At 63.5% G+C, this 16,661-nt stretch carries 14 protein-coding genes; 10 read left to right on the top strand and 4 right to left on the bottom strand.

The window, feature by feature from the left end:
* Window positions 1-255: 255 nt before the first annotated feature.
* From P1T08_13055 to P1T08_13045, 3 genes are read right to left on the bottom strand one after another with little or no spacing between them, the layout of a single operon-like run.
* Complete coding sequence (locus P1T08_13055) at window positions 256-888, bottom strand: alpha/beta fold hydrolase (GenBank protein ID MDF1597001.1); 633 nt, start codon at window positions 886-888, stop codon at window positions 256-258.
* Window positions 885-1,865 (bottom strand): MBL fold metallo-hydrolase, encoded by a 981-nt coding sequence (locus P1T08_13050; protein ID MDF1597000.1) that lies wholly within the window; start codon window positions 1,863-1,865, stop codon window positions 885-887. The genes P1T08_13055 and P1T08_13050 overlap by 4 nt, the downstream gene beginning before the upstream one ends.
* A complete protein-coding gene (locus tag P1T08_13045; protein ID MDF1596999.1) occupies window positions 1,865-2,083 on the bottom strand; it encodes a dodecin family protein in 219 nt (72 codons plus the stop codon). Before P1T08_13045 ends, P1T08_13050 begins: the two co-directional genes overlap by 1 nt.
* 312 nt (window positions 2,084-2,395) lie before the next feature.
* Here P1T08_13045 and lpdA point away from each other — a divergent pair, with 312 nt between their 5' ends.
* From lpdA to P1T08_12995, 10 genes are all read left to right on the top strand, one after another.
* Window positions 2,396-3,760, top strand: a complete 1,365-nt coding sequence (gene lpdA / locus P1T08_13040; protein ID MDF1596998.1) for a dihydrolipoyl dehydrogenase — start codon at window positions 2,396-2,398, stop codon at window positions 3,758-3,760.
* Between the two features lie 149 nt (window positions 3,761-3,909).
* Window positions 3,910-5,310, top strand: coding sequence for a 2-oxoglutarate dehydrogenase, E2 component, dihydrolipoamide succinyltransferase (sucB, locus tag P1T08_13035; GenBank protein MDF1596997.1), 1,401 nt, complete (start codon window positions 3,910-3,912; stop codon window positions 5,308-5,310).
* Entirely contained in the window at window positions 5,307-7,142 is a 1,836-nt protein-coding gene (gene lipA, locus P1T08_13030) for a lipoyl synthase (protein ID MDF1596996.1), read from the top strand. Before sucB ends, lipA begins: the two co-directional genes overlap by 4 nt.
* Window positions 7,139-8,227, top strand: coding sequence for a Xaa-Pro peptidase family protein (locus P1T08_13025; protein MDF1596995.1), 1,089 nt, complete (start codon window positions 7,139-7,141; stop codon window positions 8,225-8,227). The genes lipA and P1T08_13025 overlap by 4 nt, the downstream gene beginning before the upstream one ends.
* A 59-nt stretch (window positions 8,228-8,286) precedes the next feature.
* Window positions 8,287-9,156: a class I SAM-dependent methyltransferase gene (locus P1T08_13020; GenBank protein ID MDF1596994.1), complete on the top strand. Its 870-nt coding sequence runs from the start codon at window positions 8,287-8,289 to the stop codon at window positions 9,154-9,156.
* Between the two features lie 148 nt (window positions 9,157-9,304).
* On the top strand, window positions 9,305-10,282 hold the full coding sequence (locus tag P1T08_13015; GenBank protein MDF1596993.1) for an S-layer homology domain-containing protein: 978 nt from the start codon (window positions 9,305-9,307) through the stop codon (window positions 10,280-10,282).
* Window positions 10,283-10,346: 64 nt separating this feature from the next.
* Window positions 10,347-12,284, top strand: a complete 1,938-nt coding sequence (gene tkt / locus P1T08_13010) for a transketolase (GenBank protein MDF1596992.1) — start codon at window positions 10,347-10,349, stop codon at window positions 12,282-12,284.
* A gap of 68 nt (window positions 12,285-12,352) precedes the next feature.
* Window positions 12,353-13,879 (top strand): S-layer homology domain-containing protein, encoded by a 1,527-nt coding sequence (locus P1T08_13005; GenBank protein MDF1596991.1) that lies wholly within the window; start codon window positions 12,353-12,355, stop codon window positions 13,877-13,879.
* Window positions 13,880-13,972: 93 nt separating this feature from the next.
* On the top strand, window positions 13,973-14,806 hold the full coding sequence (locus tag P1T08_13000; GenBank protein MDF1596990.1) for an ABC transporter permease: 834 nt from the start codon (window positions 13,973-13,975) through the stop codon (window positions 14,804-14,806).
* A complete protein-coding gene (locus P1T08_12995; GenBank protein MDF1596989.1) occupies window positions 14,803-15,540 on the top strand; it encodes an ABC transporter ATP-binding protein in 738 nt (245 codons plus the stop codon). Before P1T08_13000 ends, P1T08_12995 begins: the two co-directional genes overlap by 4 nt.
* Before the next feature lie 58 nt (window positions 15,541-15,598).
* On the opposite strand, the gene P1T08_12990 is transcribed toward P1T08_12995, so the two are convergent.
* Entirely contained in the window at window positions 15,599-16,576 is a 978-nt protein-coding gene (locus P1T08_12990; protein ID MDF1596988.1) for a glycosyltransferase family 2 protein, read from the bottom strand.
* Between the last annotated feature and the right edge of the window lie 85 nt (window positions 16,577-16,661).

Below are 16,661 nucleotides of genomic sequence, written 5' to 3'. Positions count from 1 at the left end.
CCGAAGAAATCATTGCCAAAGTCAAACGAGGACGAGCCGCCCTCAACCAGATCACTGAATCCGCGACAGACCACTAGGTTCTATGTTCTGAGTTCTATGTGGCTCAACACGGTGGCGACCAGCTCGCCTACTACGCCTTGGTGATGAGCAGGTGGTCGTGTTTTCTGTGCGTCCTCTCCCAGCGTTAGCTGGGGGAGGTGGCCTGCCGCTGGCAGGGCGGAGGGGGTTTGCGGTGCCTGGAGCGAGTTCTAGGTTTTACGTTCTGAGTTCTGTGTGGCTCAGTGCGGCGGCCACCAACTCGCCTACTACGCCTTCTTTCGTGAAGAAGAAGTGGTCGCTTCCTTTCACGACCTCGACCTTCGCTCCGATCGAGGCGGCATAGTCCTCGACCTTGTCGACGGTGGTGAACTGGTCGTTGTCGCCGATGATCAAGGTGCGCGGCGCCGGGACGAGGTGCCGTATTTCAGGTAGTTCGAGTATGAGGTCGCTGCCGACCGGTGGAGCGATACCCGCGTAGGGCAGATCTGACCGGTGTTGGGCAGACCAGCGAAGGGCGATGACCGATCCGAAGGACCACCCGGCGATGCCGAGGGGAAGATCCGGGTGGCTGGTGCGGGCGAGCTCGACGGCGGCTTCGATGTCCTGCACCTCGCTCACGCCGCCTCCGTGGGAACCGTGGGAAGCGCCGACGCCCCTGAAGTTGAAGCGCAATACGGCGAAGCCTCGTTCGGTGAGGACGTTCTTCACCCGTCGCAGGAGGGGGGCGTCCATCGAGCCGCCCTGCAGTGGATGCGGGTGACATAGCACAGCAACTCGGTCGAAGTCATGGGGCACCGACCACCGGTGCTCCAGCGTCAAGCCGTCGGCGGTCAGGAGTGGAAGGGTCACCGGTTGAATCCCCGGTACCAGAACGTTGCCCCTTCGAGGATCCGCTCCACCGTCCCGCGCCGGCGCAAGTATTCCAGGTGCGCGAGGGTTTCCTGAATGGCCAGACGCTGCTCGAGGTGGTTGAGGTTGGGTCGGAACACGGAGCCCATCACCTCCCACGCCGTCTTTGGGCCCCACTTCAGCTCCTGCGTGATTGCCCCGATCCGGCGTTCGTGGTGAAGGCTGATCTGGCGGGCACGGGCTCGTCCCCGTTCGATCGTGGGTCCGTGGCCGGGGAGAACGATGCCGGGGTCGAGCAGCTCGACGCGCTCGATCGAGTTGAGATAGTCGCCGAGGTGGTCGTTGTCGTCTCCGTCGTAGGGAACGAACGGGGAGATGCCGGGCAACACGTGATCCCCCGCGAACAGCATTCCGCTGCGCGAGTCGAGCAGCGTGATGTGATTCGGCTGATGTCCGGGGGTGTAGATCACCTCGAGATATCGGTCGTCGCCCAGCGGGATCCGATCGCCGTCGGCAACCGGATGCGTCGGATTCATCGCCGTCGAATACCACTCTGGTTGCTCGAAGCCCGTTCGGAAACGTTCGATGATGTCGCCGGGGGCGCCGTTGGAGGCGACGATGTCGGTGAGGCGGTTCCGGCGGCTCTCCCAGTCGTTGTACCAGCGCACTTCTCCGGGCGTGGAATCGTGCATCACCCACTCTGCCCCGGTCTCTTCGACGAGTCGTTTGGCGAGGGCCATGTGATCGACGTGGAGGTGAGAGCCGATGAGGCGATGGAGGTCGGCGGTCGTGGCGCCGACCTGCTCGAGGCCGCGCAGGATGGCCTCGTAGCCGTCGTCTGTGTCGACGCCGCAGTCGAGCATCGTGAGGCCGTCTGTGCCTTCGAAGAGGTAGGCGTTGACCGAGCTGGGCGCAGTGAAAGGAAGCGGCAGCGTGAGGCGCCAGATACCGAAGCCGAGTGACTCGATGTGATCCATCAGCGGTGGGTCGTGGATTCCTTGACGACGAACGTGATGTCGAGGGTGACCGTGTAGTCAGATGGAGCGCCCGACGCGTCGACCGTTCCTCCGACCTCCACCACCCGGAAGGACTGGATGTCCGAGAGGGTCTCGGCGGCGCGGCCGAGCACACCGTTGATGGCGTCTTCGATCGAGTCGGGACAGCTACCGCTGAGTCGGACGGTCTTGGTGATCATGGGCTGACCTCGTTCCTACGGAGTTTCTGCGCAATGCAATGGTCGCTGGTGGTCCACAGTATTGCCGAGAAACCTTGATGCATTTTCTGCGCAATGCAATGGTCGCTGGCGGTTCACAGTATTGCGGAGAAACGGCTTCATGAGACGACCACCGCCAACCACACCGCCGAGGCGATGAGGATGATCAAGGCGGTGACGATCGAGGCGACGAGGAGAAACCGGGTCTGCATGAAGCCGCCAGCGTATCGCACCGGGGGCAGATGTTGCGCGTGGGGCTAATCTCGTCCCCAGACCCGACTTCCCGGAGGATTCGTGTACGACGTTGTGATCGTTGGTGGTGGGCCGGCCGGATATGCCGCCGCACTCTATGCCCACAACTACGGCTTGGAGACCGCGCTCGTCGAGAAGGACGAAATCGGCGGGACCTGCCTGTTGCGCGGCTGCATACCTGCCAAGGCGTGGCTCCAAGCAGCCGAGGTGTTCACAACCGTGGCCGGGGCTGCCGAGTTCGGTGTGCAGTCGAGCGAACCGTCGTTCGACTGGGGAACGGCCCTGGCCAGAAAACAACGAATCGTGGACGGTCTCGTCAAGGGTCTGTCCGGGCTGTTGAAGCAGCGCAAGGTTCAGGTGATCAACGGCTTCGGACGTCTCGATGGTGCCCGCCGGGTCGTCGTCAACGACGGTGAACAGGTTCTCGAGGCCAGGAATGTGATCGTCGCTACCGGATCCGTGCCCCGCTCGATTCCCGGCTACGACTTCGACGGCGTGCGCATCGTGAACTCCGACCATGCTCTCGACTGGGAGACCCGGCCGGAGCGGGTGGCAATCATCGGGGCCGGTGCGATCGGGTGCGAGTTCGCCAGCCTCCTGGTCGATCTCGGTAGTGACGTCACCCTCTTGGAACTCATGGACCAGATCGTGCCGGGTGCAGACGCCAAAGCTGCCGGGGAACTCCGCAAACACCTCAAGCGGCGCGGGGTCAAGATCCACACTGGGGTATCTGTCGGTGAACCGGTGATGACCGATGCAGGCGTCATTGTGCCGTTCGGGGAAGACTCGGCGGAGGTCGATGTGGTGCTGGTGGCGGTCGGTCGGGCGCCGGTCACCTCAGGAATCGGACTCGAAACCACCAGGGTGCAGGTCGACCGCGGATACGTTCTCGCCGACCTGACGACGATGCAGACCGGTGAGCCGGGGGTCTATGCGGTGGGCGACCTCCTGGCCGGGACCCCACAACTTGCCCACGCCGGGTTCGCCGAGGGCATCGCGGCAGTCACGCACATTGCTACCGGACAGGCGGCCGGTCCCGACTACCGGGCGATTCCGCTGGTCGTCTATACCCACCCGGAGATGGCCGAAGTCGGCCTGACGGAGGCGGCCGCCGCTGCCCAGGGACTCGAAGTGGAAACGTATTCGCATAGCTTCCTCGGAGTGGGTCGCGCCCAGATCATCGGGCAGAACCAGGGTCTCGTGAAGCTCGTGGTCCAGAAGGATGGGCCCATTCTCGGCGCCTCGGTGGTCGGCCCGCAGGCCGGTGAGATGATCCACGAGTTGATGTACATAGTGGGGTGGGAGGCCCTTCCTGAAGAGGCGGCCGCGTTCATTCACGCCCACCCGACGCTGTCGGAAGCGGTGGGGGAGACGCTCCTGACCTCGACGGGACGCAGCCTCCATTGACGGCGGCGGCCGGAAACTTCCGTTTTCGCGCGGGGATCCCACCGTATATGGTGCGATCCCCGCGCGAAAACGGTTTGTTGGGTCGGAATGCTGGGTCCGGCAGTATCGTTGAGGGTAGAGATTGCATGATGAGAGGAAACCGATAACGCATGGCCACCACGGTCTCCATGCCACAACTCGGCGAAACGGTCACCGAGGGAACCATTTTGAGCTGGCCGAAGAAGGTCGGTGATACGATCGCCGTCGACGAGGTGCTCGTCGAAATCTCGACCGACAAGGTCGATACCGAGATCCCGTCGCCGGTCGGCGGCGTGATCCTCGACATCCTGGTTCCCGAAGGCGAGACCGTCGTCGTCGGAACCGATCTGATTGTCATCGGTGAGGCCGGTGAGGAGCCGGCCACCCCCGCCGCCCCCCAGGCGGAGCCCGCCGCAGTCGTCGCCGAGCCCGCGCCGGCTCCGATGGTGCCGCCCGAACCGTCGCCGGTTGCTGAGCCGAGTGCGGCGACGCCGGAAACCGCGCCGCAGCCCGCTCCGGCGGCCCCCGTCGTCGTTGAATCCACCGAGGGCCTGTTCCTCTCTCCCGTGGTGCGCAAGCTTGCCCGCGAGCACAACCTCGATCTCAGTTCCGTCACCGGGACGGGCCGGGACGGGCGGATTACCCGCAAGGACGTCGAGGCCCTGATTGAAACGGGCGTGGCTCAAGTGCCTACGACTCCATCAGAAGCGCCGGTGACACCGCAGGTCGCTCCGGTGGCAGCCGTTTCGCCGGCCGCTCCCGCTGCGGCCGAGCCCGCCGCGGTCGAGCCCGCCGACATCCCGCTGCTCGAAGGTGACGAAGTGCGGGATCTCGACCGGCTGCGGGTCCGCATCGGTGAGAACATGATCCACGCCAAACAGACGGCCGCCCACGTGTGGACGTCTGTAGAGGTCGACTACACGCGAGTAGAACGGATCCGGCAGGCGCACAAGGCCGAGTTCAAAGAGGCCGAAGGTTTCTCGCTCACCTACCTGCCGTTCATCGCCCGGGCCACGATGGATGCGCTCAAGGCGTTCCCGGTGGTCAACAGCTCGTTCTACCTCGAACAGAAGAAGGCAGTGTTCCATCGGACGGTCAACCTCGGCATCGCCGTGGACATGGACCAGAAGGGGCTGCTGGTCGCTTCGATCCGGGACGCGGACGGTCTCCGCCTCGTCGGTCTGGCCAGGAGGATCCGCGACATCGCCGTGCGCGGCCGGGCCGGTGAACTCGGCCTCGACGACATCACCGGGTCGACCTTCTCGATCACCAACCCCGGCCCATTCGGGTCGTTCATGTCTGCGCCGATCATCAACGTGCCGAACACCGGCATCCTCTCCACGGAGACGGTCGTCAAGCGGCCGACGGTGATCACCGGACCCGACGGAGCCGACATGATCGCCATTCGGCACATCGGCTACCTCGGATTGACCTGGGATCACCGGGCATTCGACGGGTCGACGGCAGTGCTGTTCCTCCGCCGCATCAAAGAGAACCTCGAAACATGGGATTGGGAGCAGGAACTGGCGTGAAGCGCGGGTCGCGAGTCGCGGGTCGCGAGTCGCGGGTCGCAACTCCCGGCGGCCCCCCTACCCCCGAGCCCTCCGGGCTCGGCGGTACTTTCCCCCCTCCGGGGGGACCGACCCCGCGGGTCGCGGGTGGCGAGTCGCGAGTCGAAACTTCCGGCGGTACCTTCCCCCCGGAGGGGGGACCGACCCTGCGGGTCCGGTGGCTCGGGCGACTCCCGTATGCCGAGGCGTGGGACCTCCAGAGAGCCTTCTGGGACGGCCGGACGTCGGGACGATCCACCTGGGATTACCTTCTGCTGCTCGAGCATCCCCACGTCTACACGATCGGTCGCCACGGCGACTCCGGCAACCTGCTCGTCTCCGATGAGCGACTGCGAGTGCTCAACGCAGAGCGCTACGACGTCGATCGGGGCGGTGACATCACCTACCACGGCCCCGGCCAGCTCGTCGGTTATCCGATCATCGAACTGGAGGATCCCAAGAAGATCACCGCCTACGTCGATCGGATGCAGGAGGCGCTGATCCTGACTCTGGCCGGGTTCGGCATCGATGCCTGGGCAGAGGCGGGCTTCACCGGTGTCTGGACGGCCGGTGGCAAGATCGCCGCCATCGGGGTGCGGGTCTCGAGGGGCGTCACCATGCACGGGTTCGCCCTCAACGTGGATCCGGATATGAGCTATTTCGCTCACATGCACCCGTGCGGGATCACGGACCGGTCGGTGTCCTCGATGACTGAAATTCTCGGTCGGCGGGTGTCAGTTGAAGAAGTTGTCGAACGCCTCGTCCCAGCCTTCGCGTCGGTATTCGGGTACCGGGACCCGGAGATCCAGCTCGGCGCCTTCACTCGCAGTCAGGGTCGACCGCCCGACTTCGAGGTCGACCGCCTCGTCGAACAGGGAACGTTCTCGTCCGAGCGCCGCCATGAGGTACCGGTCACGCGTAAGGGGGGGTTGCTGCCCGGCGAACCGGAACGGCCGGAATGGATGAAGGTCAGAGCCAATCTCGGAGCGGAATACCGCGACGTCAAGAAGCTCATGCGCGGTCTCGACCTGCACACGGTGTGTGAGGAGGCCGGCTGCCCGAACATATTCGAGTGCTGGGAATCGGGGACCGCCACGCTCATGATCCTCGGGGACACCTGCACGAGGGCCTGCAGCTTCTGCAACGTGCTCACGGGCAAGCCAACCGAACTCGACGTCCTGGAACCATTCAGGGCGGCAGAGGCGATCCGCGACATGGGCCTCGAGCACGCGGTGATCACCGCCGTCGACCGGGACGATCTCCAAGATGGAGGAGCAGAGATCTGGGCGGAGACGATCCGGCAATCCCGCCGGCTGAGCCCTTCGACTTCGATCGAGGTGCTGATCGGAGATTTCAAAGGGGACCGGCACGACCTCGCCACCGTCATGGCCGAGCAGCCGGACGTGCTCAACCACAACACGGAAACGGTGCTGCGTCTTCAAAGGGATATCCGCACCGCCGCTAACTACGGACGGTCGCTGACCCTGCTCTGGCGAGCGAATGCATTGCACCCGGAGGTGGCCGTCAAGTCGGGGCTCATCGTTGGGATGGGCGAAACCGAGGAGGAAGTGCTAGGTGCCCTGGCCGATCTGCGGGCGGTAGGTGTCGAGATCGTCACGATCGGGCAGTACCTCCGACCGACGGCCAGGCACCGGCCCATTCACCGCTACGTACACCCCGACGAGTTCGCGAGGTACAAGGCCAACGGAGAAGGCCTCGGTATCCGCCATGTTGAATCCGGCCCGCTGGTGCGGTCCAGCTACCACGCCAAGGATGCCGCCCGCGTTGCGAGCGGAGTCGGGGCCAGGCCATGAATCCCTTCGCCGATCGGGTCGATCGTGCACGATCGCTGATGATCGAGCGCAACCTCGACGGGCTCCTTCTGTCGGTGGGCGCAGACCTTCCGTACTTCACCGGTTACGAGGCAATGCAGACCGAGCGACTCACGATGCTTGTCCTTCCCGCGGATGGGGACCCGGTGCTATTCGTTCCGGAACTCGAAGCGTCGCGCGTTGAGCGCCACGGCGACCTGTTCGAAATCCGACCCTGGTCGGAACGCGAGGATCCGGTCGCGCTCGTCTCCGATGCGATCTCCGCTTGGCGACACGGGCTGATCGGCGACCACACCTGGGCGACGTTCGTGCTCGGCCTCCAGGAGCGACTGCCCGGGTTGTTGCTCGGCAGAGCGTCCGAAACAACTCGTGAACAGAGAATGCGGAAAGACACGGCCGAAATCGACGCGCTCCGGCGGGCCGGACAAGCCGCCGATCGGGTAGTGGCCCGCCTTCGGGAGACGCCATTCGCCGGACGCACCGAGCGTGAGATGGCGCGGATGATCGCCGAGATGACGGTCGAAGAAGGCCATCAGGTGGCCGAGTTCGGGATCGTGGCCTCCGGTCCGAACGGAGCCTCACCGCATCATGAGTCGGGTGAGCGAATCATCGAAGCCGGCGATGCAGTGGTAGTTGATTTCGGGGGGCGTTTCGACCGTTACTACTCGGACACGACCCGGAACTTCGTGGTCGGTGCCCCGCCGGATGGCTACCTCGCCGTTTTCCAGGCGGTTCGAGCGGCGCACCGCGCCGCGGTTGAGGCCGTTCGGCCCGGTGTGACCGCCGGGTCGATCGATGCAGCAGCCCGTGCGGTCATCGCTGATGCAGGCTTCTCTGAGTACTTCATTCATCGGACCGGGCACGGCATCGGCCTCGAGGTACATGAACACCCCTACATCGTCGAAGGAAACGGCCTCTTGCTCGAGCCGGGAATGTCTTTCTCTATCGAGCCGGGGATTTACCTTCCCGGCCAATTCGGGGTACGCCTCGAGGACATCGTGGTGGTAACAAACGATGGCGTTGACCGGCTCAATCGTTCAGAACTCGACCTCGCTCCGGTCGGTTGAACGAGTGGTGCTGAGGAGAAGCCGGGTGGACCCGTCCCGAATCAAGGTTCCTTGCATTCATGACTGAGGGGCAGGTGCCGAGGGCGGTAGATCAAAGCGGGTTTCATTGCCCTGCCTGCGGAACGAGCGCAGACTCATTTGGCGAGGGACCAGGCGGGCGCCCCAACGCCCGTTGCCCGACGTGCGACTCACTGGAACGGCACCGGGTCTTGGTGGCGCTGCTCGAGCGGATCCGACCGGTGCTTGGCACCGTCAATGGGGTCCTCGAGATCGCTCCGCAGCCTCAGATTCGCCGGTACCTGGAGTCAGCCGGAATCCGCTACGTCGGGCTGGACCTCGAGTCCAAACTGCCGATCGATATCCAGGCTGATGCCACCATGCTCCCGTTTCGCGACGGCACCTTCGACGTCATCATCTGCTACCAGGTCCTCGAGCACATCCCCAACGATCTGACAGCTCTGGAGGAGATGGCTCGAGTCCTGTCGGCAGGAGGCGTTGCCTTCATCCAAGTTCCACGCCGCCGGGGGCATCCCACGATCGAAGACCTGGATGCCGACGAAGCGACGCGCACCCGGCTCTTTGGTCAGGCCGATCATGTTCGCTACTACGGCAACGACTTCGAGGCTCGGGCCGAGCGCCACGGTCTGCGACTGGCCGCCATCCGTCCGACCGATCTGTTGACCTCAGAGGCCGTTACCCGATTCGGTGTCGACCCGAACGAGGAACTGTGGGTAGGCCGAACACTCCAGCGGAGCGGCTCAGACGCGTCCGAACTCGACGTTCAGCTCATCCTCGATCGAAGTCGACAACAGGTCGAAGCAGCCGAGCAGGCTGCCGCCAAGTGGCAGACAGCTTACGAACGACTCGCCGGCCATCCCGTCGTACGCCCGCTCCTTCGAGTCAGGAAGCTGCTGCGCTCCCGACGCTGACCGAACCGGCTTGTCCCGAGGTTGCGCAAGCTCCGGATTGCTCCCCTTGAGCGAGTTCGACTCGATTCCAGGCAGATTCATCCTTTGAGGCCCTTTAGGTTTTTCTTGAGGTGCCGATAACCCGGAGTAGTCGAGGCTGCGCTGGTCAATGACTCATAAACGTCTGTCCATCTCACTGGTATTTGCCATCCTGTTCCAGGTCTGGATAGTTGCACCCGCCTCCGCCGCCTCTGTTGTTGATGTCGAAGCATGCTTCGTGGACGCCATCAATGCTGATCGAGTGGCCCAGGGCGCCAACCCGGTGGAGCTCGATAGCCAGCTAGTGGCGTACGCCCGGGACCATTCTGCTGCGATGCTGGCAGCAGGCGGGTTGTTCCACTCGACACCTGCTGAGCTGAACCCGGTGTTGCCGGACGGATGGACCAGTTGGGGAGAGAACGTCGGGTACGCCGCTGATTGCGGCCGGCTCCACCAGGCTTTCATGGATTCACCGGGTCATCGAGCCAATATCCTCAACCCGGATTCAACCAGGGTGGCAGTGGGAGTGCTCGTCTCGTCGGGCTATGTCTGGGCCACCGAGGTGTTCTACAGCCATCCCGACCCCCTGGCCGGATTGCCCCCATTCTGGGATGACGACGGGTCGGTTCACGAAGAGAACATCATCATTCTGTATGACCGGGGAGTCAGCGGTGGGTGCGCCGACGGTCAGTTCTGCCCGGAAGATCTGCTGACCCGCGGTCAGATGGCGGCGTTCCTGGCCCGGGCGCTCGATCTGCCTGCTGCAACGGTGGATTTCTTCTCGGACGACGACGCCAGTTTCTTTGAAGACGACATCGATGCGATCGCGGCCGCCTCGATCACGTCGGGATGCGCTCCCGGTGAGTATTGCCCCAACGATCCGCTGACGCGCGGTCAGATGGCGGCGTTCCTGGTCCGGGCGCTCGACCTGCCTGCCACAACCACCGACTACTTCTCAGACGACGACGGCAACCGGTTTGAGAACGAGATCAATGCGCTGGCGGCAGCCGGGATCACGACCGGCTACTCCGATGGTCAGTATTGTCCGAACGGTTTGGTGACCAGGGCTCAGATGGCCTCTTTCCTCGTGCGCGGGCTTGGCTGGTAGCACCCGGATCTCGTCCTAGCGATCCTGCCCTAATCTCTTTCTGTCGATCTCGAGAGGAACCCACGTGTCGATCGAGCAATTTGCTGTGAATACGATCAAGGGACTGGCCATGGATGCAGTCCAGAAGGCCAATTCCGGACACCCGGGCATGCCGATGGGTATGGCCGACCTGGCGGTGGTGCTCTGGTCGAAGTTCCTGGTGGTCGACCCGGACGATCCGACCTGGATCGACCGGGACCGGTTCGTGCTGTCCAACGGGCATGGATCCATGCTCCTCTACTCGCTCCTCCATCTCTCCGGGTTCGCTTTGTCGTTGGATGACCTCAAGAGCTTCCGGCAGTTCGGTTCGAAGACGCCTGGGCATCCTGAACGAGACCCGGAACTCGGGATCGAGACGACCACCGGGCCTCTCGGCCAGGGTTTCGGCACTGCGGTCGGACTGGCCATCGCCGAGGAGCATCTTCGGGCGACGTTTGGCGAACCGCTCGTCAACCACCGGACCTTTGCCTTCGTGTCTGACGGCGATCTCATGGAGGGCATCTCTGCGGAGACGGCATCTATCGCGGGGCATCTGGGCCTCGGCAAACTCACCTACTTCTACGACGACAACGACATCTCGATCGACGGCTCCACCGACATCACGTTCACGGAGGATGTACCCGCCAGGTTCGCGGCGGTCGGCTGGCATACCCTGGAGATCGACGGACACGACCATAGGGCCATCGAGGAGGCAACGCGTGAGGCGCTGGCGGCGGCCGACCGCCCGAGTCTCATCGTTGCTCACACCCATATCGCCCACGGCGCGCCGACGATGCAGGACACCTCGAAATCGCATGGCTCTCCGCTGGGTGAGGCCGAGATCCGGGCGACGAAGGAAGCGATGGGCTGGCCGGTCGGCGAATCGTTCTACGTGCCGGAGGAGGTCTACGCGTTCTTCGCATCGGCAATGGACCGGGGCCGCAACGTCCACACCGCCTGGCGCGACCGATCGGCAGCCGCCCTGGAGGCAGACGCCGAAGTAGCGGCACGGTGGCAAATGCAATTCGGCTCGAGTCCCGTCGCCCTCGAGAGCCCCGATTTCGAGCCGGGCGGCTCCCTGGCGACGCGGGCGGCGAGCGGCAAGCTGTTCGACCAGATCGCCGATAGGGTTCCCGGATTCATCGGCGGCGCCGCCGATCTCGTAGCCTCGACGAACACCCGCATTTCGACGTCGGGGTCATTCAGCCGGGAAGACCGAACCGGACGCAACATCCACTTCGGTATCCGGGAGCACGGTATGGCCGCCATCGTCAACGGCCTGGCGATCCACGGAGGGCTCCGGGCCTACGGTTCGACGTTCCTGGTCTTCAGCGATTACATGCGACCGGCCATCCGGCTCAGTGCCCTGATGAGTGCGCCCAGCATCTCTGTGTTCACGCACGATTCGATCTTCCTCGGCGAGGATGGACCGACCCATCAGCCGATTGAACACATCGCGGCATTGCGGGCAATCCCGAACCTCTGGGTGATTCGCCCGGCCGATGCGGGAGAGACGGTGGAGGCCTGGGAACTGGCGCTCAATCGCCACGACGGCCCGACCGCACTGGTGTTGACCAGACAAGGGGTGCCGACCCTCGATCGGCCGCCTGGTGGCGTGGCGCGGGGTGCGTATGTGCTGCGGGATGGCTCCGATGTCGTGGTTCTGGCCACCGGTTCCGAGGTGTCAACGGCGCTCGAGTCGGCCGGCCTATTGGCCGAACGAGGCATATCGGCGCGGGTCGTGAGCATGCCGTGCTGGGAGGCGTTCGACCTCCAGGACGACCCGTACCGGATCGGTGTGCTGGGTACCGGTCTGCCGGTCGTCTCGTTTGAGGCCGGGTCGACGTTCGGATGGGACCGCTATGCCGATGTGACGGTCGGCATCGATTCGTTCGGTGCCTCGGCACCCGCCGGCGTGCTGCGCTCTCAGTTCGGCTTCACCGCGGAGGCCATCGCGGCAGCAGTGGCAGAGGCAGTGGTTTGAGCGGCTCAAGTCAGGAGCCGAGGAAGCCGATTAGTAGGCATGAGTAACCGCGCCCCGGGGGGAAAATCATGAAGTTCACAAAGCGGCTCTCAGTCGTCTTGCTCGTCGTTCTGGCTGCGTCGATCATGCCGGCGGTCGAGCACGTGTCCGCCGTCACGGCTCCTGATCGGCCGACGCTGTTTGGGATGGCTACGTCTGATTGGCGCAATCAGATTCCGATCTTCACAGAGAAGGCCGGCAAGTCTCCCGCTCTATTCCAGACGTATTGGACGCTTCAGAACACTCACGCAGCAGATCTCGATTGGTATTCGCGCGAGTTGGACACTCACCGCGGCCTGGGAGTAACCACGTACGTGGAGTTGACGACCGACAACCTCGCCGCATTGGTGTCGGGAGCAGACGACCCTGCCATCTCCAACCTCGTTAGCGGGATTGGAGCCTGGCTAGGCGCTTCACCATCGCACAATCTCTTGATCGCCCCCCTACCCGAGGCCAACCTGTCCGGCGCCCCCTGGAGCGGCGATCCGGCCGGCTACAAGGCCGGCTACCTGCGAATCTGGAACGCCTTTCGCTCGGCGGGGTACGGAGCCGATCAGGTCGCCTTTGTCTTCTCGATGAACGGATGGTCGTCCGGTTCCTTTACCTACGACCAGTTCTACCCCGGCGATGATTTCGTGGAGATCATCGGTTTCAGCCGGTTGAACCGCAATGACCCCTGGAGGGACTACGAAGACGTGTTCGTTCAGCACATGCTGGACATGCAGGAGACGGTTTCGTACACCAAGCCGATCCTCGTTACCCAGGCCGCCACCGTCGGCAACGGGACAGGCGGTAAGGAGGCATGGCTTGCGGAGATGTTCGCCCGCCTGCCCGCTGAGGACCAGGTCATCGGGGTGATCTACTTCAATCGCAAGAAGACCGAAGGTGTTCCGCTGACAACTTACGACTACCGGATTCTAGTCGACGGAGTGCTCAGTTCGGCTGTGCAGTCGGGCTACTCCGCCTGGGATGCACCAACGGAAGCAGGCTGGATCTTCGATGGTCGCATGGACGCCTGGGTGGCTGCCAGGGAACAGTTGTACCGCTTCCCGGATGCGCTCGGCTCGCCGTTCCTCACCGACATCCTGTGGATGGCGGACCAGGGGATCACACAAGGGTGCGCGGTCGACCGATTCTGTCCGAATGCTCCCGTGACGCGTGCACAGATGGCCACGTTCCTCGATCGGGCCCTCTCGTTCAAGGCGACCTCGTCGGACTTCTTCACGGATGACAATGGCTCCGTGCACCAGGCAGCAATCAACCGGATGGCGGCCGCCGGGGTCACCCTCGGCTGTGGAACCGATCTGTACTGCCCGGACAACTCGATCACTCGTGCACAGATGGCTTCCTTCCTTTCCCGGGCACTCGGATTGCCGGCAACGGGGACGGACTACTTCAGCGACGACGGGTCATCTCCGCATCAGGGCAACATCAATCGAATCGCCGAGGCCGGGGTGACGCTGGGATGCGCCACCGGTCTCTACTGCCCGCAGCAACTCGTGACGCGCGGTCAGATGGCCGCCTTCCTCCATCGGGCACTCGCTCCAACGGGCTGAGTCTCGAGGAACCCGGGGCCCCCTGGGGTGAGCAGGGCAGGCGAGTTCCACCCGACTCGCCGTATCCATGTGCAGGCGTAGACTGGCGCATTCATGGCGACTGTCACTTCTTCGGATCGACCCGGATTAGCGGGATGGAGGTCCTACCTCCGCGACTTGTGGTCGCGGCGTGAGTTCGCCTGGTTCCTCGCTTCCGGCAACCTGAAAGCACGGAACGCCTCCACCGCCCTCGGCCTGGCGTGGTGGGTCTTGAATCCCCTCATCATGGCCGGGGTCTACTTCCTGGTCTTCGGATTCATCTTCAACGCCAGACAAGGTGAGGAGCAGTACCTCGCCTATCTCCTCTCCGGCATGTTCGCCTTCAACTTCATGACCATGTCGATGACGGGAGGCGCCAACAGCATCCTGGCGAACTCCAAGCTCCTGATCAACGTCCGGTTCCCACGCTTGATCCTTCCGATCTCGGGCCTGGCGGAAGCCCTCTACGGGTTCCTTTCGTCGTTGCTGATCTTCTACGTGATCGTCTGGCCGGTCGATGGTGTCCACCCGACCATGTGGGTATTCCTGCTCCCGGTGGTCGTCGTATTGCAGACCGTCTTCAATCTGGGACTTGCTGCGCTCACCGCTCGGCTTGCCGTCCCGTTTCGTGACATCAACAACCTGATCCCACACCTGAACCGCCTGTGGATGTACCTCTCGCCGATCATCTGGCCGATGAGTTTCGTGGCCGACAAACCCGAGTGGTTCCAATGGGCGCTTCGTTTGAACCCGATGTACTCGGTGATCGTCTGCTATCGGACCGCACTCATGGGTCGGGAATTCGAGCCGGAAATGCTCATTGTGGCGGCGTTGTGGGCCGTGGTGATGGGCGTTGTCGGGGTGTTCGCCTTCGTCCGCTACGAGGGCAATATGGTGAGGCACCTGTGACCGATCCTGCGATCAAGGCTCACGACATTGGCGTGAAGTTCAGGCCGTACCTCGACCGGAGTCCGACGCTGCGGAGAACGATCGGCAAGCGCCAGCACAAAGCGGTGCAAGAGGTGGTCGCGCTCGACGGCGTGTCGTTCGAGATCGACAAGGGCGAGGCGTTTGGCATCATTGGAGCCAACGGGGCCGGCAAGAGCACCTTGCTGAGGGTTCTGGCTCGTACTCTGCGACCCGATCGGGGCAGTGTGGAGGTCCGCGGGAAGATCTCGACGCTCTTGCAGTTGGGCGTCGGGTTCAACGCCGAGCTATCGGGCAGAAGGAACATCTACCTGGGATCACTGGCGGCCGGTCTCAGGAAGGCCGAGATCGACGAGTTGTACGACGACATCGTCGACTACGCCGGGTTGCGCGATGCTATTGATCGGCCCCTCAAGACCTATTCATCCGGCATGTTCTCGCGACTCGCCTTCTCGATCAGCATGTACATGAAGCCGGACATACTCTTGCTGGATGAGGTCCTGGCGGTCGGCGACCAGGCGTTCCAGGACAAGAGCCTTCAGTCGATGCAGGAACTTCTCGATCGGGCGGGCACGATCGTCTTCGTGTCTCACTCATTACCCCGGGTGGCGGAGTTCTGCGACCGGGCGATGTGGCTTTCCGAGGGAACCGTGCGCGGTATCGGCGAGGCCGAGTCTGTCGTTGGCAGGTATCGAGACGCGGTGACTCTGGGCTAGGCCGGACCAGAGACGCCCCGATCGGCGTCGAGCCCGTTCCTGGATCCGATCTGTGAGGTCAACGGGGCTCGTTCTCAGAGCCGGGGGCGTGCGCGGGTCGGAGCTCGGCACGGCGTCCTTCCAGGTAGAGAGGGCGGCCTCGAACCTCGTCCAGTGTTCTCCATACGTATTCGCCGAGGAACCCGAGCGCCATGAGCATGAGGCCGCTCATCAGCGATGAGATGACCATCAGCGAAGCCCAGCCTGAGATCGGAATCTGACCGAGTAGGCCGCGCACCATTGTGATACCGCCGAATATGAGGCCAAAGGCTCCAACGATGACTCCGGTGAGTGATAGGAGCCGGATCGGCGCCGCCGAGAACGCCGTCAACATGTCGACGGCCAACTTGGCCCGCTTCCTGAATGTCCAGCCGGAGGATCCGTCCTGCCGTTGGCCCCGCTCGTACTCGATGCTCGTTTGGCTGAATCCGAGGTTGAAGATCAGCAGGAAAACCGAGGTATTGCGCTCCTGATAGCTCAGCAGCGCTTCGACGACCAATCTGCGCATTGCCACGAAGTCAAACCCGGAAGGCGGATAGTCGAATCCGGTCAGAGTCCGAAAGAGCCGGTAGTAGGTTCCGGCCAGCAGGCGGGTCAGAATCGGATCGTGGTCCCGGCTGCCACGCTGACCCCACACGACGTCGATACCCGGTTGAAGAGCTGCCAGAAGCTCCGGGATGATCTCCGGCGGATCCTGGCCGTCGGCCGCCATAACGATGACAATCTCGCCCTTGGCGTGATCCAGCCCGCAGCGAATGGCGGAGTGCGATCCGACATTGCGAACCAACTGAATGACCGAACCGCCGTTCCCGCCTGCGAGGTGCTCTGCCGCTCTGTCGAAGGTGGCATCAGAGGAACCGTCGCTCACGACGACGACCTCCAGGTCCGCCGCACTGGATAGATGCGACCTCGCCATTTGCAGGATCCGGTCGAGGGTCGAGACGATTGAGGTGGCTTCGTTGTAGGCCGGCAAAACGACCGAGATCTTGGGCTGCAATGACGTCCTCTGGAGGCTGGCCACGACCATACCACTGCGACCTGATGGCCGGGCCCATGCTCCCATCAGTTAGGCTCCCACCGGA

It is taken from the genome of Acidimicrobiia bacterium (assembly GCA_029210695.1).
GTDB lineage: Bacteria > Actinomycetota > Acidimicrobiia > Spongiisociales > JAHEDJ01 > JAHEDJ01.
Note: the sequence above shows the minus strand (reverse complement) of the source record. Positions and strands in the feature narration are given on the sequence as shown.